Source organism: Rhizobium sp. 10N414, assembly GCF_056394785.1.
This window is the reverse complement of record NZ_JBFTIN010000024.1, coordinates 15,763-37,640: the sequence shown is the minus strand read 5'-3', so window position 1 is coordinate 37,640 and position 21,878 is coordinate 15,763. Positions and strand designations below refer to the sequence as shown.

Annotated in this window: 18 protein-coding genes, 2 tRNA genes and 2 pseudogenes; 8 read left to right on the top strand and 14 right to left on the bottom strand. The window is 58.5% G+C overall.

Annotated elements, in window-relative coordinates:
- Positions 1 to 15 precede the first annotated feature (15 nt).
- Positions 16 to 1,773, bottom strand: coding sequence for an arginine--tRNA ligase (gene argS / locus AC1DE4_RS20460; protein ID WP_025659090.1), 1,758 nt, complete (start codon positions 1,771 to 1,773; stop codon positions 16 to 18).
- Positions 1,774 to 1,838: 65 nt separating this feature from the next.
- Positions 1,839 to 3,056 (bottom strand): deoxyguanosinetriphosphate triphosphohydrolase, encoded by a 1,218-nt coding sequence (locus AC1DE4_RS20455; RefSeq protein WP_025659091.1) that lies wholly within the window; start codon positions 3,054 to 3,056, stop codon positions 1,839 to 1,841.
- Positions 3,057 to 3,271: 215 nt separating this feature from the next.
- Between AC1DE4_RS20455 and erpA the strand changes: the two genes are divergently transcribed.
- Positions 3,272 to 3,604 carry an iron-sulfur cluster insertion protein ErpA gene (gene erpA / locus AC1DE4_RS20450; RefSeq protein ID WP_018859392.1) on the top strand — a complete coding sequence of 111 codons (333 nt, stop codon included), beginning with the start codon at positions 3,272 to 3,274 and terminating at the stop codon, positions 3,602 to 3,604.
- Positions 3,605 to 3,725: 121 nt separating this feature from the next.
- A complete protein-coding gene (gene xth, locus AC1DE4_RS20445; RefSeq protein ID WP_025659092.1) occupies positions 3,726 to 4,517 on the top strand; it encodes an exodeoxyribonuclease III in 792 nt (263 codons plus the stop codon).
- Between the two features lie 38 nt (positions 4,518 to 4,555).
- On the opposite strand, the gene exoR is transcribed toward xth, so the two are convergent.
- The 5 genes from exoR to AC1DE4_RS20420 all read right to left on the bottom strand — a co-directional run bounded on the left by exoR (position 4,556) and on the right by AC1DE4_RS20420 (position 12,466).
- Positions 4,556 to 5,359 (bottom strand): exopolysaccharide production regulator ExoR, encoded by an 804-nt coding sequence (exoR, locus tag AC1DE4_RS20440; RefSeq protein ID WP_025659093.1) that lies wholly within the window; start codon positions 5,357 to 5,359, stop codon positions 4,556 to 4,558.
- A gap of 707 nt (positions 5,360 to 6,066) precedes the next feature.
- The gene (locus AC1DE4_RS20435) at positions 6,067 to 7,341 is read right to left on the bottom strand and encodes an OmpP1/FadL family transporter (RefSeq protein WP_025659095.1); all 1,275 of its coding nucleotides are present in this window, start codon (positions 7,339 to 7,341) and stop codon (positions 6,067 to 6,069) included.
- A gap of 402 nt (positions 7,342 to 7,743) precedes the next feature.
- Complete coding sequence (locus AC1DE4_RS20430) at positions 7,744 to 10,587, bottom strand: valine--tRNA ligase (protein ID WP_477882700.1); 2,844 nt, start codon at positions 10,585 to 10,587, stop codon at positions 7,744 to 7,746.
- A gap of 117 nt (positions 10,588 to 10,704) precedes the next feature.
- Complete coding sequence (locus AC1DE4_RS20425; RefSeq protein ID WP_025659097.1) at positions 10,705 to 11,580, bottom strand: PopZ family protein; 876 nt, start codon at positions 11,578 to 11,580, stop codon at positions 10,705 to 10,707.
- 220 nt (positions 11,581 to 11,800) lie between these two features.
- A complete protein-coding gene (locus AC1DE4_RS20420; RefSeq protein WP_018859399.1) occupies positions 11,801 to 12,466 on the bottom strand; it encodes a protein-L-isoaspartate O-methyltransferase family protein in 666 nt (221 codons plus the stop codon).
- A 368-nt stretch (positions 12,467 to 12,834) separates the two neighbouring features.
- Here AC1DE4_RS20420 and AC1DE4_RS20415 point away from each other — a divergent pair, with 368 nt between their 5' ends.
- Complete coding sequence (locus tag AC1DE4_RS20415; protein WP_018859400.1) at positions 12,835 to 12,981, top strand: hypothetical protein; 147 nt, start codon at positions 12,835 to 12,837, stop codon at positions 12,979 to 12,981.
- A gap of 220 nt (positions 12,982 to 13,201) precedes the next feature.
- Here AC1DE4_RS20415 and AC1DE4_RS20410 read toward each other — a convergent pair whose 3' ends face one another.
- From AC1DE4_RS20410 to AC1DE4_RS20400, 3 genes are all read right to left on the bottom strand, one after another.
- Positions 13,202 to 13,384, bottom strand: a complete 183-nt coding sequence (locus AC1DE4_RS20410; RefSeq protein ID WP_018859401.1) for a hypothetical protein — start codon at positions 13,382 to 13,384, stop codon at positions 13,202 to 13,204.
- 597 nt (positions 13,385 to 13,981) lie between these two features.
- Positions 13,982 to 14,055 (bottom strand) — tRNA-Cys (locus tag AC1DE4_RS20405).
- A 123-nt stretch (positions 14,056 to 14,178) separates the two neighbouring features.
- Positions 14,179 to 14,643: a BA14K family protein gene (locus AC1DE4_RS20400; RefSeq protein WP_025659098.1), complete on the bottom strand. Its 465-nt coding sequence runs from the start codon at positions 14,641 to 14,643 to the stop codon at positions 14,179 to 14,181.
- 193 nt (positions 14,644 to 14,836) lie between these two features.
- Here AC1DE4_RS20400 and AC1DE4_RS20395 point away from each other — a divergent pair, with 193 nt between their 5' ends.
- Entirely contained in the window at positions 14,837 to 15,478 is a 642-nt protein-coding gene (locus AC1DE4_RS20395) for a DUF47 family protein (protein WP_025659099.1), read from the top strand.
- Positions 15,479 to 16,483 carry an inorganic phosphate transporter gene (locus AC1DE4_RS20390; RefSeq protein ID WP_025659100.1) on the top strand — a complete coding sequence of 335 codons (1,005 nt, stop codon included), beginning with the start codon at positions 15,479 to 15,481 and terminating at the stop codon, positions 16,481 to 16,483.
- Here the strand turns inward: AC1DE4_RS20390 and AC1DE4_RS20385 are convergent, their stop codons facing one another.
- The gene (locus AC1DE4_RS20385; protein ID WP_025659101.1) at positions 16,484 to 16,780 is read right to left on the bottom strand and encodes a hypothetical protein; all 297 of its coding nucleotides are present in this window, start codon (positions 16,778 to 16,780) and stop codon (positions 16,484 to 16,486) included.
- Between the two features lie 117 nt (positions 16,781 to 16,897).
- Here AC1DE4_RS20385 and AC1DE4_RS20380 point away from each other — a divergent pair.
- Positions 16,898 to 16,972: transfer RNA gene (locus tag AC1DE4_RS20380), tRNA-Asn, on the top strand.
- Positions 16,973 to 18,301: 1,329 nt separating this feature from the next.
- On the opposite strand, the pseudogene AC1DE4_RS20375 reads toward AC1DE4_RS20380, so the two are convergent.
- Positions 18,302 to 18,685: pseudogene (locus AC1DE4_RS20375) on the bottom strand (ATP-binding protein); the annotation flags it as partial.
- A gap of 47 nt (positions 18,686 to 18,732) precedes the next feature.
- Between AC1DE4_RS20375 and AC1DE4_RS20370 the strand changes: the two are divergent.
- Positions 18,733 to 18,893: pseudogene (locus tag AC1DE4_RS20370) on the top strand (SAM-dependent methyltransferase); the annotation flags it as partial.
- Positions 18,894 to 19,030: 137 nt separating this feature from the next.
- On the opposite strand, the gene AC1DE4_RS20365 reads toward AC1DE4_RS20370, so the two are convergent.
- The gene (locus AC1DE4_RS20365; RefSeq protein WP_477882697.1) at positions 19,031 to 19,864 is read right to left on the bottom strand and encodes an SDR family NAD(P)-dependent oxidoreductase; all 834 of its coding nucleotides are present in this window, start codon (positions 19,862 to 19,864) and stop codon (positions 19,031 to 19,033) included.
- Positions 19,865 to 19,964: 100 nt separating this feature from the next.
- On the bottom strand, positions 19,965 to 20,651 hold the full coding sequence (locus tag AC1DE4_RS20360) for a ChrR family anti-sigma-E factor (protein ID WP_025659106.1): 687 nt from the start codon (positions 20,649 to 20,651) through the stop codon (positions 19,965 to 19,967).
- A gap of 185 nt (positions 20,652 to 20,836) precedes the next feature.
- On the opposite strand from AC1DE4_RS20360, the gene AC1DE4_RS20355 reads away from it, so the two are divergent.
- Positions 20,837 to 21,877 (top strand): cysteine synthase A, encoded by a 1,041-nt coding sequence (locus tag AC1DE4_RS20355; RefSeq protein WP_025659107.1) that lies wholly within the window; start codon positions 20,837 to 20,839, stop codon positions 21,875 to 21,877.
- Position 21,878: the final 1 nt, after the last annotated feature.

Here is a 21,878-nt window from a genome sequence, read left to right as displayed (position 1 = left end):
GGGTAAATGGTGACGCTACCGCATCTCATCCGGCGCAGCGGTACCCGCAATGGCAAGTCCCGACTTCAAAACCGACGCAACGGCGTACACCAGCCCTAATCTGGCTATACTCGATTCTCGGTTCTTATCGTTAATAAATCGTAAGTCTACTTGATCCTTACCTTTATTCCAGTGCGCATGGAAAGAACTCGCCAGATCATAGAGGTAAAATACGACGCGGTGAGGCTCCTGTGACTGCGCCGCAGACTCGACCAAGCGTGGAAACTCCGCGGCCTTCGCAACCAGCTGCAATTCCGCGGGATCCGAGATGCCCGCAACAGCATTAGCAAGGTTGGCCGGGGTCACGTCGAGGTCAGGAAACGCCTCCTTCGCCTGCCGGAAAACAGACATGCAGCGCGCATGTGCATACTGCACGTAGAACACCGGATTATCCTTCGATTGCTCCGTTACTTTGGCGAAATCGAAGTCCAGCGGTTCCGAACTCTTCCGGTAGAGCATCATGAAACGAACCGAATCGCGACCGACCTCCTCGACGACGTCGCGGAGCGTGACGAAGTCGCCCGAGCGCTTCGACATCTTGACCGGCTCGCCATTGCGGAACAGCTTCACGAGCTGGCAAAGAAGGACGGTCAGCTTTGCCTTACCTTCGGAAACGCCGCGAGCGACCGCTTCCAGGCGCTTGACGTAGCCGCCGTGATCAGCACCGAGAACATAGATCATCTCGTTGAAATCGCGGTCGAATTTGTTCTTGAAGTAAGCAACGTCGGCAGCAAAATAGGTGTAGGAACCGTCCGACTTGATCAGCGGGCGATCCATGTCGTCGCCGACTTCCGTCGAGCGAAACAGCGTCTGCTCGCGATCTTCCCAATCCTCGGGCAACTGGCCCTTCGGCGGCGGCAGTGTGCCCTTGTAGACGTGTCCCTTGAAAGTCAGGTCGTTGATCGCCGTGCGGATCGCGGCGGCGCCATTGGCATGCAGCGTGCGCTCCGAGAAGAAGACGTCGTGATGCACGTTCAGAGCATCCAGATCATCGCGGATCATCGCCATCATCGCATCAATGGTGCGATCCTTGACGAGCGGCATCCACTGCTCTTCCGGCATGTTGTGCAGCTTGACGCCGTAATCATTCGCGAGCGACTGACCGACCGGGATGAGATAGTCGCCAGGATAAAGGCCGGGCGGAATCTCTCCGATCTTCTCGCCGAGCGCTTCGCGGTAACGCAGGAACACGGAGCGCGCCAGCACGTCGATCTGCGAGCCGGCATCGTTGATGTAGTACTCCTTGACGACATCAAAGCCGGCAAAAGAAAGCAGGTTGGCTAGGGCGTCGCCGACAACGGCGCCGCGGCAATGGCCGACATGCATAGGACCAGTCGGGTTTGCCGACACATACTCGACGTTGACCCGCTTGCCAGCGCCAATCGTCGAGCGGCCGTAGTCTGTACCGGCCTCAATCATCGAGGCAAGCAGGCGCTGCCAGTAACCGACGGAGAGCCTGAGGTTGATGAAGCCGGGTCCAGCTACCGAGACGTCAGCGACGTCGGCGTCTTCCTTCAACTTCTCCGTGATGATCTCAGCCAAGGCGCGCGGATTGGTGCCGAGCGGCTTTGCGAGCACCATCGCGGCGTTGGTTGCAACATCGCCGTGGCTCGGGTCGCGTGGCGGTTCGATCGCGATGCGGCCGAAATCCACCTCGGATCGCTTCTCCTTGACAAGATCGATCTGTTCAAGGGCGGTTTTAATCCGGGCGTCGAAATCGGTAAAAAGGTTCATCGCACTCTTCCATGCATAGGCTTTGCCACAAGGCATTTGTCCGGTCCTAGCCGGGCGACCGCTGCCTATCGCAAATCTGGAGTGTGGTCAAACAATCGCCTGTGGGCACTGATCGCGTAGGTGTCGGTCATCCCCGCCAGATAGTCGCCGACATGGCGCGCCCTCGCCGCTTCGGCAAGCCCTGCGATGTGATCCACCCAATAGTGGCTCTGCATCTCCTTTGGATTGGCCATATAGGCCGCGAAGAGATCGGTCACGATCTGCGCAGCACCGGCACGAATACGCATGATCTCGGGGTGCCGGTAGATGCGCTTGAACAGCATCGCCTTGATCTGCCGGTCAGTCTCGGACATCTCGTCGGAGAATGTCGCGATTACCCGATTGGCCAGGCGAACATCCGTTGCGCTTTTCGGCTTGATCTCCGCAAGACCCCGTTGGGCAACGGAAATGACGTCTTCGACCATCCGCGTGATCTGGCGGCGCATGATCTCGTGGGTAAAGCGGCTGGGCTCAAGGTTCGGATAGCGTTCCCGTACCTCGGCCATCAGACCGGCCAGAAACGGGATCTCCTCCAGCATCTCAAAGCTCAGGTAGCCGGAGCGAAGCCCGTCGTCGATGTCATGCGTGTTGTAGGCAATATCGTCAGCGATGGCGGCCACCTGTGCCTCAAGGCTGGCATAGGTATCCAGTTCCAGGTCGTGGATTTCGCAATAATCCAGGATCGGCTGTGGAACTGGCCCGCGCGTGCCGGCACCGTCCTTCGTCAGAAGCGGGCCGTTGTGCTTGACCAGCCCTTCAAGGCTTTCCCATGTCAGATTGATGCCATCGAAATCGGCATAGCGGCGCTCCAGCTTAGTGACGATGCGCAGCGATTGGGCGTTGTGATCGAACCCGCCGTAGGGCAGCAGAACCTCGTGCAGCGCATCTTCGCCGGTGTGACCGAAGGGCGTGTGGCCGAAATCATGGACGAGCGCCACGCCCTCAGCGAGATCTTCGTCCAGCTTCAATGCCCGGGCCAGCGCGCGGGCAACTTGCGCGACCTCGATCGTGTGCGTCAAACGGGTGCGATAATGATCGCCGTCCTGGGCGATGAAGACCTGCGTCTTGTGCTTCAGCCGGCGAAATGCGGTCGTGTGAACAATACGATCCCGGTCACGCTGAAAATCCGACCGTGTCGGGCTGAAATCCTCGGGATAAAGCCTGCCGCGAGTCTTCCAAGGGTCCGCTGCATAGACGGCCCTCTCGCTGTCGCCATAACCCAAAGCATGCCTGTCGATCGTCATTCGTCACCATTACTTATATGCGGCAGCCCGCCCATTGACGCCGCCCTGCACTCTTCATACCTATAAGAGCATAAACGGCAAAGTGATGCTTTGGCAGTCACTTTGCTCGAACTGGCGCTTTCGTGGTATAGAGCGCAAGTGGCTATGAAATCAGCCGCTTGAAACGAGCGGCTAACAGATATTCTCTCCGGATCTTGACCCCGGCAGGAGCAAACATGACGGACACAAGTGTAACCCTTTCCGATGCCGCGGCAAAACGAATCGCGGCGATCGTCGGCACCGAACCCGGGAAGAGCGCCCTGCGCGTTTCCGTAGAAGGCGGCGGCTGCTCAGGCTTTTCCTACAAGTTCGACCTTGCAGATGACCCGCAGGACGACGACACGATCGTCGAAAAGAACGACGCCAAGGTGCTGATCGACAGCCTCTCGTTGGTCTACATGGCCGGATCCGAGATTGACTTCGTCGACAATCTCCTTGGCCAATCCTTCCAGATCAAGAACCCGAACGCAGTTGCAAGTTGCGGCTGCGGCACAAGCTTCTCGATCTAATCCCTTTCCCTGGTATCCACATCGAACCGGCCGAAAGATTCCCTTGCGGCCGGTTTTATCGTCTTGTCCGCGATCGAAAGAGCGCGATACAAGAAGCCGACGAAGCGGAATAGGACACCCCATGAAGATCGCGACCTGGAACATCAATGGCGTCAAGGCGCGCATCGACAATCTTACGCAATGGCTGAAGGACTCCGACCCCGATATCGTCTGCCTGCAGGAAATCAAGACGATCGACGAGGGCTTCCCGAGGCTCGAAATCGAAGCGATGGGCTATCATGTCGAGACACACGGCCAGAAGGGCTTCAATGGCGTCGCGATCCTTTCCAAGACCAAACCTGACGAAGTGAGCCGCGGGCTGCCGGGCGATCCGCTCGATGAGCAGGCTCGCTTCCTGGAAGCCGTCTTTTCGCTGCCGGGCAACCGCGTCGCCCGCGTGTGCTGCCTGTACCTGCCGAACGGCAATCCTGTTGAAACCGAGAAATACAGCTACAAGCTCGCCTGGATGGAACGGCTGCGCTCATTCGCGGCCGACCGTCTGGCCTACGAGGAAATCCTGATCCTCGCAGGGGACTACAACGTCATCCCGGAGCCGCATGACTGCTTCGACCCGAACGCCTGGGAGAACGACGCGTTGTTCCTGCCGCAGACGCGCCAGGCATTCCGCAAACTAGGAGGCCTTGGACTGACGGATGCCGTGCGCGCGACGACCGATGCCGTTCAACTCTACTCGTTCTGGGATTATCAGGCGGGTGCCTGGCAGAAGAACAACGGCATTCGCATCGACCACCTGTTGCTTTCGCCTGAGGCTGCCGATCGCATGACATCATCAGCGATCGAAAAGCACGTTCGTGCCTGGGAGAAGCCGTCAGACCACGTGCCAGTCGTAGCATACTTCGATTTCGCGGCCTGAGCTTTTTCGTTCAGATTGGCGACAGCGCTCAGCGCGCTTTAATCGGCGCCGTTGACAGCGATCTTGTGAGAAAGCGCCACGGCCGAGCGGCGATCGCTTTCCGTTGCGACGGAGAAAGCCTGCTCCTGCAGGGTCTCCATCCAACCGCAGTCCGTGGGCTTGCAGCGGTCGAGCGCCGCGGTCATTAGCGCGAGCCCGTTGGCTGCCTGCCCTTCCTGGAAGAGGATATTGCCGAAGACGGCCATGGCACCGGGATGGCCGCTCTTGCGGGCCTGGTTGAGCCACTTCTTTGCCTGCTGCGAGCTGGTGCTGCCGCCTTCGCCCGCCAGCATCATCTGTGCCAGCTGGAACTGCGCCTCGGGCACCCCGAAGGTAGACGCGACCTGGAAGTAGAGTTGACGCGCCTGGTTGAGATCGGTCTTTACAGGGCTACCGGGAATTCCGTGCTTGTAATAGTTGGCAAGCGACAGAAGGGCGTTGACGAAGAAGCCTGTATCTTCAGAGCCAGGCTCGACGCCCTGCTGCGCAATCTCGCTGTAGATCTTGAAAGCTTCGAAATCATCCTGCGCGACGCCATCGCCGTCGGCATACATGTTGGCGAGCGCCCAGCGTGAGCCCGTGTGTCCCTTTTCCGCCGCGTATTTATAGGCTTCGACCGCCTCTTCCTTCTGGCCGTTCTTGTAGGCTTTGAAACCGAACTTGAAGAGGTCGAACGGGCCAGACTCCTTCGATACACCCGACTTTATGTCGAATGCACCCGCTGGGGAGACAATTGCCGCGCAACAGGCAATGGAAATCCCCATGAGCATCATTCTGAAAGGTCTGAACTCGGACGTCAGCATTTCACTCGGTTTCTTTCGCTTCCACCCATGCGGACTTTCGATCCGCGGATGCATTCCTCCCGGCGAGCGATCCCGCGGTGGGCTCAAAGGCCCCTTTGCCCGCGTCGCATCCAGCCTTCCGCCCTCCTGCGAGAGCTTCAATTCCAAGTGCATCGACACTGTCCACCCGCTGCCCGGCGCGGCTCCCCCGCGATGCCATTCGCCTCACTCCCGCGGCCCGGCTCTGCGCCTTTCCGCTGTCGAGAAAAAGGTAATCACCAATTGTGACCAAACCTGTGTCGTTGTTACCGGAAGCCGATTCCGACGACACCGATCGGTCTGAATGCGAGGAGAAAGAGAGGTTCGGAAGCGCAACGTCAGAGCGAAGTTCTGAGACGGAATAGCCTTGCGGGAAAAGGGAAATGGCGCTAGCCGCGGCATCGTTGCCGTGGGCCTCACCCACCCTGACTGTATCCGCTAGGAATTCGCTCATCGTACTCTTTTACGCGCACCTTACGCCTGTCATTCCCTCGCCCGCATATAGCGCTGCGCCTAGTTTGTGGCGGGAAATGGACAATTTCAGCTTGGCATCATCTTACGCAAATGCTGGTAAAAAACTGTTGCTGAATCGTCACAAAACGAGACACGGAATCGGCATGCTTAACGACCCGTACACAAAGAAAAGCCCGGCAGTTTTGCCGGGCTGATCTGCGGTTCATCTTTGAAACCTAGAATTTCACCTTGATGCTGGTCGAGACAGCGGCCACGAGATCATTGCCGAAGTCGTAAGAGACGTCGGTTCCGTAGGGAACACCATTCTCCACCAGCACTCCGGAGGAACCGCTCGTCAGAACGCCGAGGGCACCGGCAAGGCGCCATTCAATGTTGTCGGTCGGGTTATAAGCAGCGCCGACCCCAACCGTCCAGCTGTCCGTCTGAGAGCCATAGCCGTGGCTCGTACCGCGGTCCCAAGTCAGGCTGACAGCGCCGGTCCACTGCTCATTGAACTTGTGACCAATGCCGCCGGTAATGGTCCAGCCATCTTGATAGAGCAGATCAAGAGACGTGAGCTGAGTTCCGCTCGTGGCGGTGCAAGCCCTGCCCTTCGTGTATGTAGGGCAGAGTGAGATCGACTGGAGGACACTCCAGTTGGTCCATTTCACAGAACCAAATGCCAGCCAATCTGGCGCAATACCACTCTGAAGCTTTAGCTCCAGTGAGTCGGGAGCTTCCGCCTCGCCGAAGACATTCGTGACTGCGCCATAGGGCGCGGCATTCAGCGGTGCGACTGGCGCCCGGACCTGCGTCAGGTCAACCGTACCACTCAGGCTGTCATACTTCACACGGCTGTTATAGACCAAGCTCGCGCGCATCGCGTATTCTGGAATTTCATATGCGATGCCAGTCCGCCATCCCCAAGCATTGTCTTCAAGGTCCAACCGACCTACGCCCGTTCCGGTGCCGAATGCGATTGGAACCGTGCTAACTAGGCGCTCCTTGAAGCCTTCCACTTCCTGATAGAAGGCGCCGCCAATCAAGCGAAGCTGGCCAGGGCCCACATCAAACTTGTACGAGCACGTCGTGGCATAGTTATGCGTCTTGATCTTCGTTTCGATGTTGTTGTTGGCACCTGCCCAATTGATGCCGGGATTCGTGTGTGCGCCAAATGGCTCGGAGTAGTCGAAGAGGCAGTCCACATCTTCATACCCGGCCTTGAAACCGATGTAGGGGACTGCATAATTCTCTGTGTCGTCCGCCGAGTGGGACCGATTGTTCAGGTTTCCGCCGCCGGGCCGAATGGAAGGATCAGTGTCCCTCACATTCTTCAATTCGCGCTGCGGCATGACGTAGATCACGGCCGACTGCGCTGAAAACCGCGACTGATCAAACAGCAGATCGATATTATAGCCGCTGCGGTCAAGACCGCCCGCGAAGGACGGCTGCGCCAGCGTTGAAAATAGAACCAGCGACACAATGCTGGCCGAAATCATACGAGATGCCAAGGTGTCTCCCCCACTCGGGCAATTGCAATGGCGGGACTGTGCCGACGATGCCGATAAATGGCAACTTTGTGATCGGGCGTGATTAGAAACTGCACCAACAGATGCTTTACGTAAAAATTTGACGGGCACGTCAATATTCCAACAATTTAGAAGAAAATTCCACGAAAGGTAAAACTACCCACGCAATTGAGGTCGACCATTCCACGATAACGCCGCCCTGTAACAGAGAAACAACAGTCATATTTTTCGCCAAACGGCTCAAGAAAACGTGTGAAATCAAGGATTCCCGTCAGCGATCCCGRCAAGCCTGGCCTTGAAATCCATCAATCTCGACCGAGCCTGAAAAAAGGCGCCCGATTCGCAATCGGACGCCTTAGAATATATTACTACCAAGCGTTGATTTTACGCCGCCTCAGACACACGCGATAGTGCAACCCGCAGGCTGGCGATCTGGCCTTGCAATTCCTCGAGGCGATCACGTTCAGCGGCGACCACCTCAGGATTGGCATTCGCGACGAACTTCTCGTTCGAGAGTTTGCCGTTGATGCGGGCGATCTCACCGTCGGCCTTGGCGATCGCCTTCTCGAGGCGAGCTTTCTCCGCGGCAAGGTCGATCAGGGTGCCGAGCGGCAGGCAGACAGTTGCCTCGGCAACGATGATCTGCGCGGCTCCCTTCGGCGCCTCGCTGCCCAGCGAGATGGCGTCGACCCGGGCAAGGCGCTTGATCGCGGCGTCGTGCCGAACGAGCCGCTCGCGCGTCAGGCTGTTGGCGTCGACAACGACCAACGGAGCAACGGCAGACGGCGGAACGTTCATTTCGGCGCGAACCGAGCGAATGCCGGAAACCAGATCGATCAGCCAGTTGATCTCATCGGCCGCGGCATCGTCGGCGTAGGACGGCGCCGGCCATTCGGCATGGCAAACCAGCGTGTCGCGTTCGATGCCCTCGCCTGCGGTATGCGCCCAGAGTTCTTCCGTCATGAACGGCATGAAGGGATGCAGGAGCTTGTAAATTTCTTCCAGGATGTAGGCCGCGCAGGCCTGCGCTTCCTTCTTAGCACCCTCGTCCGTGCCGTTGAAGACTGGCTTCAGCAGCTCGAGATACCAGTCGCAGACCTGATTCCAGACGAAGCGATAGAGCGCCCCTGCTGCATCGTTGAAGCGGTAGGATTCCAGGGCTTCCGTTACGTCACGTTCCGTACGGGCAAGCTCCGTCAGGATCCAGCGGTTGATCGTCAGTTCAGCTGCTTCTGGCACGAAATGCGGATCGCTCTTGGCGCCATTCATCTCGGCAAACCGCGTTGCATTCCAAAGCTTTGTGCCGAAGTTGCGGTAGCCGGCAATGCGGGCTGGATCGAGCTTCACGTCACGACCCTGGGCTGCCATGATCGCCAGCGTGAAGCGTAGCGCGTCGGCGCCGTATTCATCGATCAGTTCCAGCGGATCGATGACGTTGCCCTTGGACTTCGACATCTTCTGGCCGTTCTTGTCGCGGACCAGCGCGTGGACATAAACCGTGTGGAACGGTTCGACCGGAACGCCATCATCATCCTTCATGAAATGCAGGCCCATCATCATCATGCGGGCAACCCAGAAGAAGATGATGTCGAAGCCGGTGACCAGAACGTTGGTCGGATAGTAGCGGTCCAGCTCCGGCGTCTGTTCCGGCCAGCCGAGCGTCGAGAACGGCCACAGCGCGGAGGAGAACCAGGTGTCGAGAACGTCTTCATCGCGCGTCAGGATTTCGCCGGGCTTGAAGTTCTCGAGCAGGTCTTCGACGTAGGCCTTCATCGGGCCTTCGTGCGAGAGATAGTGCTGGATCGCCGCCTGCAGCGCTTCTTCTTCGGTCTTTTCAACGAAGACCTGACCATCCGGACCGTACCAGGCCGGGATCTGATGGCCCCACCAGAGCTGACGGGAAACGCACCACGGCTGGATGTTCTCCATCCACTCGTAATACGTCTTGTCCCAACTGCGCGGAACGAGCTTGGTCCGGCCTTCACGGACCGAGGCGATCGCCGGTGCCGCGAGCGTCTTGGCGTCGACGTACCATTGCTCCGTCAGGCGCGGCTCGATCGGGACGCCACCACGGTCACCGTGGGGAACCATGTGTTTGTGCGGCTCGACCTTGTCGAGCAGGCCGCCTTCTTCAAAGATACGAACGATGATCTTGCGGGCCTCGAAACGATCCTTGCCCTCAAGTTCGTCCCAGGCGCCGTGCAATGCGGCGGCATCCGGAATCCCCTCCAGGAAATCCTCATTATCCTTGAGCGTGATCCGCGCGTCGGCAGTGAGCACGTTGACGACGCGCAGACCGGCACGCTTGCCAACATCGAAGTCGTTGAAATCATGTGCCGGCGTCATCTTGACAGCGCCGGTTCCGGCCGTCGGGTCCGGATAATCATCGGCGACAATCGGAATTCGCCGACCAACGATCGGCAGGATGACATGCTTGCCGACGAGCGGCTTGTAGCGCTCATCCTTCGGGTTCACCGCGACGCCCGTGTCGCCAAGCATCGTTTCCGGGCGAGTGGTCGCGACGACGATATAGTCACGCGTTTCCCATTCCGTTGCCTTGCCGTCGTCATCGAAGGCGATGGGATGCTGATAGGTGACGCCGGGCTCCAACGGATAGCGGAAGTACCAGAGATTTCCGTTGACCTCGTGCTGCTCCACCTCGATGTCGGAGATCGCCGTCAGGAGTTTCGGATCCCAGTTGACAAGGCGCTTGCCCCGATAGATTAGGCCTTCCTTGTAAAGCGTTACAAAGACTTCAAGAACGGCGGCCGAAAGCCCCTCGTCCATCGTGAAGCGCTCACGCGACCAATCGCAGGAGGCGCCGAGGCGCTTCAACTGGTTGAAGATAAGGCCGCCCGATTCCGCCTTCCACTCCCAGACCTTATCGATGAAGGCTTCGCGCCCCATGTCGCGGCGACCTGGCAGCTGCTGTTCCATCAGCTTGCGCTCGACAACCATCTGGGTGGCGATACCAGCATGGTCCATGCCCGGCTGCCAGAGCACATCCTTGCCACGCATGCGCTCGAAGCGGACCATGATGTCCTGCAGCGTGTTGTTCAGCGCGTGCCCCATGTGCAGCGAGCCGGTCACGTTCGGCGGCGGGATGACGATGGTAAAAGTCTCGGCGCCCGGCTTGGCGTTGGCGCCCGCGCGGAAGGCGTCCGCCTCATCCCATTTCGCAGCGATTTTCGGTTCAACGGCAGCGGAATCGTAGGTCTTGTCGAGCATTTGGGGACCAAAATCTGGAGGTTCTTAGATGCGGGTTGTAAATAGGATGGCTACGGGCAAGTCAATAAAAAAGCCGCCCCGGAGACGGGAGCGGCTTTTGAGCAAAGGCGTTTCCGATCAGCGGCGCGGGCCACGCGCCACGCGTTCGATCTCTTCGCGCACGAGACGTTCGACCAGCGTCGGCAGATTGTCGTCCAGCCATTCGCGCAGCATGGGGCGCAGCATGTCTTCGGCGATCTCATCAAGCGACCGGCGCTCGGCACCATCGATTGCGGCGGCAAGCTCCTCAAAGGAACGGGCGATCTGCAGTCCGGCGTCGTGCGAGAGCAGCGCTGGCTGCTGCTCGTGCTCAACAACGCTTGGCATTGTTTCTTTCGCAGCCTCGGCGACAGCGGCAACTGCTACCTCGGCCGCGGGAACGACAGCTGGTCGCGGCTCCATGGCAACGACCGGAGGTAGCTCGAATGGAACCTCTACCGGCGGGCGAACAGCAACAATTTTCGCCGCGGGAACTGAAAGGGGTGCGGTAACGGCTTCCGTAGGGCGCGGGGACAGCGGTGCCTCGCCGACAGCGTCCGGCGTTTCGGTCCTCATCTCGGTGGCTCTTGCTTCCGGCGGCCGAAATGCCGGCGGCACTTCGCGCTGCAACTGCGCAGCGTTCCTCTCCGAGGCGGCACGGACGCGCGCAGCGACATCGGCAAGAGACATGGCGCGCGGCTGTGCCTCCGGCACGGGAGCCGAGCCTGCCGAGTTGGCAGCGACAAAACGCGGATCGGGCTCAGCGACCGTTTCAGGGAATTCCACGCCAGCGTAGGTCTCGTCCACCGTCAAATGAATGTCCGAGTCGCGATCGTCCTCGTCAGCACCATAAACCGCCGGCAGTGACGCGGAGAGTGCCCTGCCCGCACCGGGGTCATTGCTCTCGATGATCTGGCGGATCGACGCCAGAATCTCTTCCATGGACGGTTCACGCGCTACGCTTGGCTGAGCCATATCTATCCCCGTTACTCCGAAAAACGACCGGATTGCGTGGAGTGGGCATCCGAATCACCCATACCTTAGGATAGCCGAGGATCTAAAAAAATCATCGCGAATCAAATGAATGATGCCATGCACAGCTTTTCTGCCACGCTGCCTGGCGCTCCGATTCCATGGCGGGAAAGAAAACGGGCGCCAGAGGCGCCCGTCGAGAATCGGTCATCGGAGCTTTGGCTCAGAATACGAATTCACGCGCCTTGGCAAAGCCGGGAAGCGGCTTCACGGAGGCGTTGAAATAGACGTTTTCGGAAATTGTGCCGCGCTCGCTCACGAAAACCTTCGCACGCGCCGAACCGCCGTAGCCCTGTACGGTGACCAGACGGCCACCATCACGAAGCTGCGACAGCAAGGAGGAAGGAACCTCCTCGACCGAGCCGCTGACGAAAATGAGATCATAGGGAGCGCCTGACGCGTTGCCCGCATTGAGCGGCCCCGTGACGACCGACACATTTGTGTAGGCGGCAAGGTTGGTCTTGGCTTCCGCCGCCAGCGTTTCCTCCTCTTCAACGGCGATCACCGTACCGGCAAGCTGCGAGAAAAGAGCCGATACATAGCCACTGCCAGCGCCGATCTCGAGGACGACGTCATCCTTCGTGACAGCCGCAAGCTGGAGCAGCTTTGCAAGCGGCGACGGCTGCATGAGGTAGCGCGCCGGCTTGCCGGCCGCTGCAGGACAGATTTCAACATCACGATCGATATAGGCGAGCGGCTTGGCCTTCTCAGGAACGAAAGCCTCGCGCGGCACCGTGAGGAAGGCCGTCAGCACTGAATGCGAGGTGACGTCCGTCGTGCGAAGCTGGTTGTCGACCATGTTTGCGCGTGCTGATTCGAAATTCATCATGTCCTCTCGCCCGTAGAAGCGGCTTTGTCTGCACGTCTCTTAATCTCAGCACACCGGCCTTTCAAGGCTTCGCGAATGCCTGCGCCAAGAATTCCAGTACGAGTGTCGCGGAAGTGACCCGACCGCAATCCTTCATGGAACAAACGCGGGCGCCGTGATATTATTGCAACCGGAGGAACAGAGGAGGAGTAGGCCATGCCTAATATCATCGAATATCTCTCGTTGTTCGACTTCTTCATCATCGCAACACTGGTCGGCATCTTTTGCTGCGGTCTTTTCGATCGTGAAACGAGCTGACTGCCTGCCTTCAGGCCGTTGTCAGGTTCTGCCCCAATAGTGTCGTTTCCTTGGGATTCGACGGACGGGACATGGCAATCAAACCAATCTTGCTGGGCAGCCTTTTCATCTGCGTGCTGCTCGCGATCATTCTCCTGATTCCCTTTGTGCGTGTCGGCGCTCCGAATGTCGCGACGTCGGGCGTGTCGCCAGTGCCGTCACTGCAGCGAGTGAACTGAACGCCAACGGCGGCGTTTTCGCTGGGTGACAAATGGACCGCCACTGCAAAGTTCTTTTTAGGCAAGAACAAACGACGAAACATAGCTCTAAGCACCAATAGCGGTCGTCAAACGGGAGCTGTAGCGTATCGGCGCCGACCTCGGAGCCTCCCCAGCCCCTCCCCGGTCGACAACCCGGCCGGGGCCCTTGATAGCCGCGGCCGGGGCCGCCCCGGCGGGCCTATTGCAGTTCCGTTTCCTCTTCTATGTCGACGAGAATGCCGTAGCGCAGCGCTTCTTCCTTTGCCTCCTTCAGGGCCTCGTCGATCAGTATCACCAGCACGTCGGCGTGCCGCTCGCGCTTCGCCATTTCCCGCGCCACGCTCAGGGCAAAGATCAATTGCGGCATTTGGGTCGCCGGCATGGGAGGCGCTCCTAACAACTCAACACAAAGCTTAGGGCCTATCGAAAATTCGGCAATCCGACGATTTGGGTATGGAAGACATGCGCCAGCGCTAGTGTTGTGTGGATTCTCACTATGCCGATGGAGCAATTGCCAAAGCAGGTGAACTTGGCGGCGCGGGAACGGACGCAACAAAGAGAGTGCTGTCGACACTGAAGGCTCTTACGTCGAGGCGGCAACCCAGAAGCCGGGAGGGCCAGCCTACTTGGCTAGCCCCTCCAGCATTTCGGGACAGTGAACATACCCCCGCCGAGTCTGCCACGGGCAATGGACCTGTTCAGCAAGTGGGTCCGGTGCCTCAAAGCCCCACCGTCCTCCGCAGACTTGCAAGAGACACAATAGCCCCGTAGCAGGGGCTATCCTAGACGGACCTAGGTCCTAATCCGATTGGAGTAGGCGGTTGCCGAGGTTAGGCTCGAAGTTTCGTCGGATGGAACCAGCACGTTGAATTCGCCGCTGTTGTCGACCGAATGGCGGCCTGAAGACGCGACCACAACACCGCGGCACTGTGGGAAACACAGCCGCAAAATCAATGACTGCAGAATGTATGGGAAGGTTTGGAGGCCTCGCCCGGAATTGAACCGGGGTACAAGGATTTGCAGTCCTCTGCGTCACCACTCCGCCACGAGGCCTCACGACGCTTCATGACCGAAGCGTTGGCGGGCATTTAGAATGAATAGAAATCGAGTGCAAGGGGGTAGTTGAAAAACCGGCGGTATTTTGGATCGTCATGCCGCCGGTTCCGTAGTCAACCACTAGTACGGCGAATAGCACTGCCGCCGCGGACCGTAATAAGGCTGATAGGTGTTGTCATAGGCCCGATAGGACCGGTAGCGGCTGTAACACCAGTCGACGTGTGAATTGCCCACCGGTCTGGCCTGCGGCTGCGAAGCGATCAGACCGCCGATGAGTGCGCCGGCAGCAAGACCGCCGATCAGCGCGCCAGCATCGTTGTAATCGTTGCGGTAGTAGCCGTCGCGATAATAGCGATTTCCGTAGTACCGATTTCCGTAGTCGCGATTCCCGTAATGGCCATGGCGGTAGCCGCCACAACGATAGATGTTGCAGCGGTCGAAGCCGCGGCTGTTTCTGACGCCGGAATCTCCAAACCCACCGCGACTCTGAGCCGAATGCTCATCGCCTGAGTTTTCGGCAAAAGACGGACCGACGCCAGCGAGGCTCGTCGCAATTGCCAACATCAATACCGCAAGTTTTTTCATTCCGGCACCTTCTAATTTCGTACGCACTTCGCGTGAAGAACGCTCAGGATAATAACGTCCAAAAAGCTTCCAAGTTCCGCCTTACGCCTTCCATCTCCGGGCGAAAAGAATCGCGGCTGGTGCAATTGTGACACTTTTATTGCAAGTCCCGCTATTTTATGACGACCTTCAAAAATAGCTATGGATGGATGGAATGCTCAGCTGGTTTCGTAAACTTCTTCCTCGCGAGGATCAGTTCTTTGATCTCTTTGCACAGCACTCCCGAACAATCGTCGGCGCGGCGGAAGCGCTCAACGAATTGCTTGCAGGCAAGGATATCGAACACCATTGCGACCGGATCGTCGCGCTCGAAAACGATGCCGACAACATCACGCGCGAGGTGCTGCTTGCGGTCCGCCGGAGCTTCATCACGCCTTTCGACCGTGTTGATATCAAGGATCTGATCCAGTCGATGGATGATGCGATCGACATGATGCATAAGACAGTCAAGACGATCCGTCTCTTCGAGCAAACCGAATTCGATCCGCGCATGCAGGAAATGGGAGCGGCGATCGTCCAGGCAGCACACCTCATAGCCGAGGCGGTCCCCCTGCTCAGCCGCATCAACGCCAATGCCCCGCGCCTGATGGCGATCACCGAGGAAGTCACCCGCGTCGAGGGACGCTCCGACGAACTGCACGACAATGGTTTGAAGGGACTCTTCGTACGGCATGGCGCGTCGAATGCGATGGCCTATATCATTGGCAGCGAAATCTACGGCGAACTCGAGAAGGTCGTCGATCGCTTCGAGGACGTTGCCAATGAAATCAGCGGCATCGTGATCGAGAACGTCTAGATGGACGCCACCCTCGCCTTTCCATTGCTGGCGGCTCTCATCGCGGTCGCTCTCTTCTTCGACTTTCTGAACGGCCTGCACGATACCGCGAACTCGATCGCGACGATCGTTTCGACGCGTGTGCTCAGGCCGCACCACGCGGTCGTCTGGGCCGCTTTCTTCAATTTCATCGCGTTCCTGTTCTTCGGCCTGCACGTGGCTGAGACCTTGGGGACGGGCATCATCGATCCCAACATCGTGACGCCGCTGGTGATCTTCTCGGCGCTGATGGGCGCAATCATCTGGAATATCGTCACCTGGATCTTCGGTATCCCTTCCAGTTCCTCCCATGCGCTGGTCGGCGGGCTGGTAGGCGCTGGCCTCGCAAAGGTCGGCTTCAGCTCGATCGTATGGGGCGGATTGCTAAAAACAGCCGGCGCGATCGTCATGTCGCCGCTGATCGGCTTCATCCTGGCGCTCTTCCTCGTTCTTGCCGTTTCCTGGATCTTCGTTCGGCAAACGCCGTTCGCCGTCGATCGGACGTTCCGCCTCATGCAGTTCGTTTCCGCCTCTCTCTACTCGCTGGGCCATGGCGGCAATGATGCGCAGAAGACAATGGGCATCATAGCGGTGCTCCTCTATTCGCAGGGTTATCTCGGCGGAACCTTCCACGTACCGCTCTGGGTGGTCCTGTCCTGTCAGACAGCCATGGCTATGGGAACGCTCTTCGGCGGCTGGCGGATCGTTCACACGATGGGATCGAAGATAACCCGCCTTAACCCGATGCAGGGATTCTGCGCGGAGACCGGCGGCGCGCTGACGCTCTTTGCGGCCACGTGGCTCGGCATCCCTGTTTCCACGACGCACACGATCACCGGCGCCATCATCGGCGTTGGCGCGGCACGGCGCCTTTCAGCCGTCCGCTGGGGCCTGGCGGGCAACATCGTCGTCGCCTGGGTCATTACGCTTCCGGCAGCGGCACTCATTTCCGCATTCTTCTACTGGGCTGCAGGCCTGTTCAGCTGATCAAGGGGCGGGTTTCCTCCCCTTCTTCCACCAGACGGACAATCGCCGCCGCATCCGCCGGACGAGAGGCAGGTCGTGCGATAGAATAAGGAACCCCAGCGGAAGCATCCAGAAGCCGAGCACGGGCAGGAATCCCAAAAAGCCGCCCAGGATCAGCACAACGCCGATCGACATCCGGGCAAGGCGCGACCGCGGAAATGGGAAACTTACGGACCCCAGAATGAGACGGCCCGTGGTGTGGTCGATGCCAAATCGCTTGGCGGCCGGTTTTCCAGTGGTATCATGTGCTTCAGTCATCCACAGGAGATGGGGTTATACAGAACGAATACAAGCGGATGTCATTTTTTTGAAAAAACCGCTTGGCAAATCGGGCAAGCATTTGTATTAGGCCACTCACACCGCGGCGAGCGGTGATCCCTGGTAGCTCAGCGGTAGAGCATTCGACTGTTAATCGACAGGTCGCCGGTTCGAATCCGGCCCGGGGAGCCAGTTTCAGAGATAAACGCCTGCTTTTGTTGATATTCCAAAAGCAGGCGTTTTTTTCCCACTTTCCCTCCCCACTTTTGAAATCGCGTTTGGCCGATTGGTTCCTGTGGATAATCTTCTACGACGTCCACGCCACGCTGTGGTGGAATCAGAAAATTTGCGTCCGCTGCTCAGCGTTCGACCATAGGCCGGGAATTTTTCCTCGCCTAGCGGTTTCCCTCACGCAGCGCTTCCAACACGCTGTGGGACTATGCATCGCCCAACATCCAGGTCCGCGTTAGGCCCGGCGCCGGCTCCCTAACCGCCGGGCTAGTGCTTGTGTGTCCGGTCCGATCTTTCACAATTCTCCCACCCAAATGCGCGCTATAATAGCATTTGCGCTTGTCTCGATTATCGTGACCGCCAGGCCCGGCCCTCTTCAATTTCCGCATTCTTGAATCCAATGCGCGCCCTCAAACGGCGTTGCGAGATCGGTGTATTGAAACTGGGGGATCTGCAGCATGGAATCAGCAATAGACTTCGGAACTGGCGTCGTAGTAGCGAAGCGGACAGATGCATTCCCCTGGGAGGTCAGCGGTGCCAGGCGCGCCGAAAACAACCGATCTCATAACCGACGGTGAGAACGGATCAGGGGGCACCTTCCATGTACACACATCGAGACAACCGTTTGGAGCAACCATGGAGCCGCCAAGTTTTGACAGCGGAATCCCAGTCCTCCCAGACCCGGTCGGTAGGATAAAAATCACTCCCAGTTCTGGCAGAACGCATCACGTCACATTGGAGTCATTGGTGCCCGGAAACGCCTTTCATTTCACGATCATGGTCGTCGATCCCGGCGGAAACTGGGACGTGCTGACGAAGCAATTTCGCGACGCTCGGGCGGAGGGTGACGGTGCAATTCTCCCAGATGCGCATTCTCAATGATGGCGACCCATCCAGCGTTGGTGGAGGGGAGTTTTGATTTCGTGTTTCCGCAGGCGATGACCACCGTGCAATGAACATATTGCAGGATTTCCACATCCCAACGATGGATATTGACGATTGGTCGGAAACCGGTCGCCCGTATTCAATCGGATTCGCTTATGTCGGGAATACATTTGCATCGATCCCAACGGACCGCCCAAATATTTGGGTGGGATCGTGGGGCGTGGAGCATGATGGCCCCCTGGAGTCGGATGAAGGAGCCGGAAACTTTCTAATGAAACTTTYGCTGCCGACCGGGTTCAGGGAGACCGTCTCGAGCAGAACTGTAAAAGCTGCGATGCCCCACGTATCAAGCGTCATCGTGAACTGGTCCTCTGGCGACACACAAATCTGGTCCGCCAAGGATTGCTAGTTGCTCTCCATGCCGAGTGTCGTTGCGGGCTTCTGTAGGAGTCCACTACGACGTTTCTCTCGCAGTCTATAGCTGTCACCACGGATTGTTATCACGTGGCTATGGTGCAGCAATCGATCGAGGATAGCGGTTGCCACCACGGGATCGCCGAACACTGTTCCCCATTCTCCGACACTGCGGTTGGACGTGATGAGCATTGCACCCCGCTCGTAGCGCCTGGACACGAGCTGGAAGAACAGATGGGCGGCGTTGGGGTCGAACGGAAGATAGCCAAGCTCGTCGATGATAAGCAGCTTGGGCTTGGCAAGAAACGCGAGCCGCTCTTCCAGGCGTCCCTCGCCATGGGCTCTCACGAGCGTTGCAACCAATGCCTGCGCCGTAGCCGACCCGCTCGGCGGAGGAAGCCACGGTGGCAATACCGCTCCCAGAAGCTGAATTGTCACTGGTCAGAGACTTTTGTTTCTGGTTAGACTGCGCCTCCTGCGGAAAGGCGCGAGCGTTTTTGGTCGACATTGGAGCGCATTCGCCTATTTGGTTTTGATGAGCGCTTCAAACGGCCGTTGGGAGTTCGAGTTATTTCGATTGTGAGCAGACTTCCGCACTAGAACATAGACGTTCGCCAGGACGTCTATTCGCGGAGCTGACGAGAGCGGATGGCGGCCCTTTTAGGCAGATGACCTCCTGTCTGGCCGTCATCCGCCTCGTCCTTGCCTGGAAACTGAACATCACTCCGCAGGATGCGGCATCGCCGGACGGGCGTGCTTTTCAAGCGGTCGCTCCCGCCATCCCGTCGAGCGATTGACCAGCCAGAAATAGAGCCCGTAGGGAAGAAGATTGACGAGCTTCATCATGTAGGTGAAGCGCTTCGGGAAGGTAATCTCGAAGCGTTGAGACTTGAGTCCTGCCGAAATCTGTTCGGCGGCCTCCTCGACCGAGACCAGCGAGGGCATCGAGAATTTGTTCTTCTTAATCGCAGGCGTATCGACGAAGCCCGGATTGATGAGCTGAATGCGGATGCCCATCTTGTCGAGATCGAATTTCAAGCTCTCGGCCATGTTGATCAAGGCGGCTTTGGTCGCACCGTAGGCCGCGCTTGTCGGCAGGCCGCCATAGCCTGATACCGATGAAACGACGGCGATCTGCCCCTGCCCTTTGGCCTTCATGTGCCGCACGGCCGGGATGAGGCAATTCACGACACCCTGCAGATTGACCGCGAAGCTCTGCTCGAAATCGCTGAGATTCAGTTCTTCCGCGTGGACCGGGAAATAGACCCCCGCATTGAAAACCGCCAGCGCAAGTGCGCCATGTTCATATTCGATTGACGCAAGCACGTGCTCCATGTCTTCGGCGTTGGTGACATCGCCGTCGAGCACGATGATGCTGCCGGGTAGGTCCGCAGCTTCGGCCTGCAATTCCGCAAGCTTCTCGTGGTCGCGAGCGGTGACGGCGACCTTGTATCCGTCTCCGGCGAGCTTCAATGCCAACGCTCGCCCGATTCCGGAACTCGCGCCCGATATCCAGGCTATTCCATGTTCGGGACGGGCGACGAAATCTGGCATGGCACATCTCCTCCGGGCTGTTTTCCAAACGTCAAAACAGGTCCGGGAGTTCCTCGCCATCTCCCGGTTTCAAGGGAATATCACGCCATTGTGGCTGCTTTCAGCCGATCAGGTCTCGGATGAACTGGGGGAAGGAGCCGGTGAGCTTGATCGGCGCGTCAAAAACCGAAAACGCGATGCAGGGACGATCTTTTTCGGCAACAGGTCGGTGGTCGACGCTCTCGTCCGCTACTGAGATGTCGCCAGGCCCGAAATGGCCGCGACGGTCGTTGAACGCGCCGTCCAGGATCAAGGTGAGCTCCATGCCCTTGTGGGTGTGTGCAGGCAAAGCCCGGCCAGCCTTGATCCACATCAGGCTGACTTCGCATCCATCGATATCGGTCGAGTACTCCTTGAAGCCGGGAAGCTTCGTCTTCCAGGGGACCGTATCCACATCATAGCCGACCAGGTTGCGAATCGCCTTCGGGAAGAACCCCTGTTTTGTCGGCAGATCGGCTGGCCTTTCAGCTGGCAGCGCAGAGGCGAAGACCGCGGCGAGGCGCACGTCGCGATCGCCCATTGCAGCTTCGGGTGTCTCCTCGAGGGCCTCCCCAGCAAGGGATTCCAGATCTCTCACCAGCAAGCGATGATCGGGCTTCATTTCAAGATGCGATTCGACCAGCACGCGTGCCGGCTCAGGAAGGGATCCGGCGACGTAATGCGCCATCAACGCATCGACCGTGTCGATATGCTCATGAACCATGACGGTTTCGGTTGTTTTTGCTTCTGGAGACTGCTTTGTCGTCATCCCTACGCTGAAAGTCAATCTCCGGATCACAAGGCCGGCGAACGGCTCTGGCTCGAGTGCCTGGACGGCGGCGAAGTCTAATTTTGTCGCTGCGCTCAAAGGGATGGAATAGCATTTCTTGCCAACCTAGCCTTGTGAAGGGAAAAGACCGTTCCTAAACTAAGCGTTCAAAAGAGGCAGAGTCCATGACCGTCCATCCCTCCGTTCTAGAGGCAATCGGCAACACCCCGTTGATCAAGCTCAAGGGTGCGTCGGAAGCGACCGGCTGCACTATTCTCGGCAAGGCGGAATTCCTCAATCCCGGCCAGTCGGTCAAGGATCGCGCGGCGCTCTACATCATTCGCGACGCAGAGAAGAAGGGCCTGCTGCGGCCGGGCGGCGTCATTGTCGAGGGGACCGCCGGCAATACCGGCATCGGCCTGACGGTCGTTGCAAAGGCGCTCGGCTACCGGACCGTAATCGTCATCCCGGAGACGCAGAGCCAGGAAAAGAAGGATGCGCTGAAGTTGCTCGGCGCCGAACTCGTCGAGGTGCCCGCCGTTCCCTACAAGAACCCGAACAATTATGTGAAGGTCTCAGGAAGGCTTGCCGAACAGCTGGCGAAGACGGATCCCAACGGCGCGATCTGGGCGAACCAGTTCGACAACGTCGCCAACCGGCAGGCGCACATCGAAACGACGGCCAGCGAGATCTGGAACGATACCAACGGCAAAGTCGACGGCTTTATCTGCTCCGTCGGCTCTGGCGGGACGCTTGCGGGTGTGGCCGCCGGCCTCAAGGCATTCAACAAGGACATCAAGATCGGCCTGGCCGACCCCGACGGAGCCGCGCTCTACGAATTCTACAAGAACCGCGAATTGAAAGCGTCGGGTTCCTCGATCACTGAAGGGATCGGTCAGGGACGGATCACAGCGAACCTGGAAGGCTTCACGCCCGATTTCGCCTGTAGCATTTCGGATGCGGAAGCCCTACCCTACGTCTTCGATCTCGTCGAGCATGAAGGCTTGTGCCTGGGCGGATCGACGGCAATCAACATCGCCGGCGCAGTACGCCTTGCCAAGGAGCTCGGTCCCGGCCATACCATCGTGACAATCCTCGCCGACTACGGCAACCGCTACCAGTCCAAGCTTTTCAACCCCGATTTCCTGACGTCGAAGGGCCTGCCGGTTCCGGCGTGGCTCGCCAAGACGCAAGACATACAGATCCCATACGAACCAGCAGCGTGAG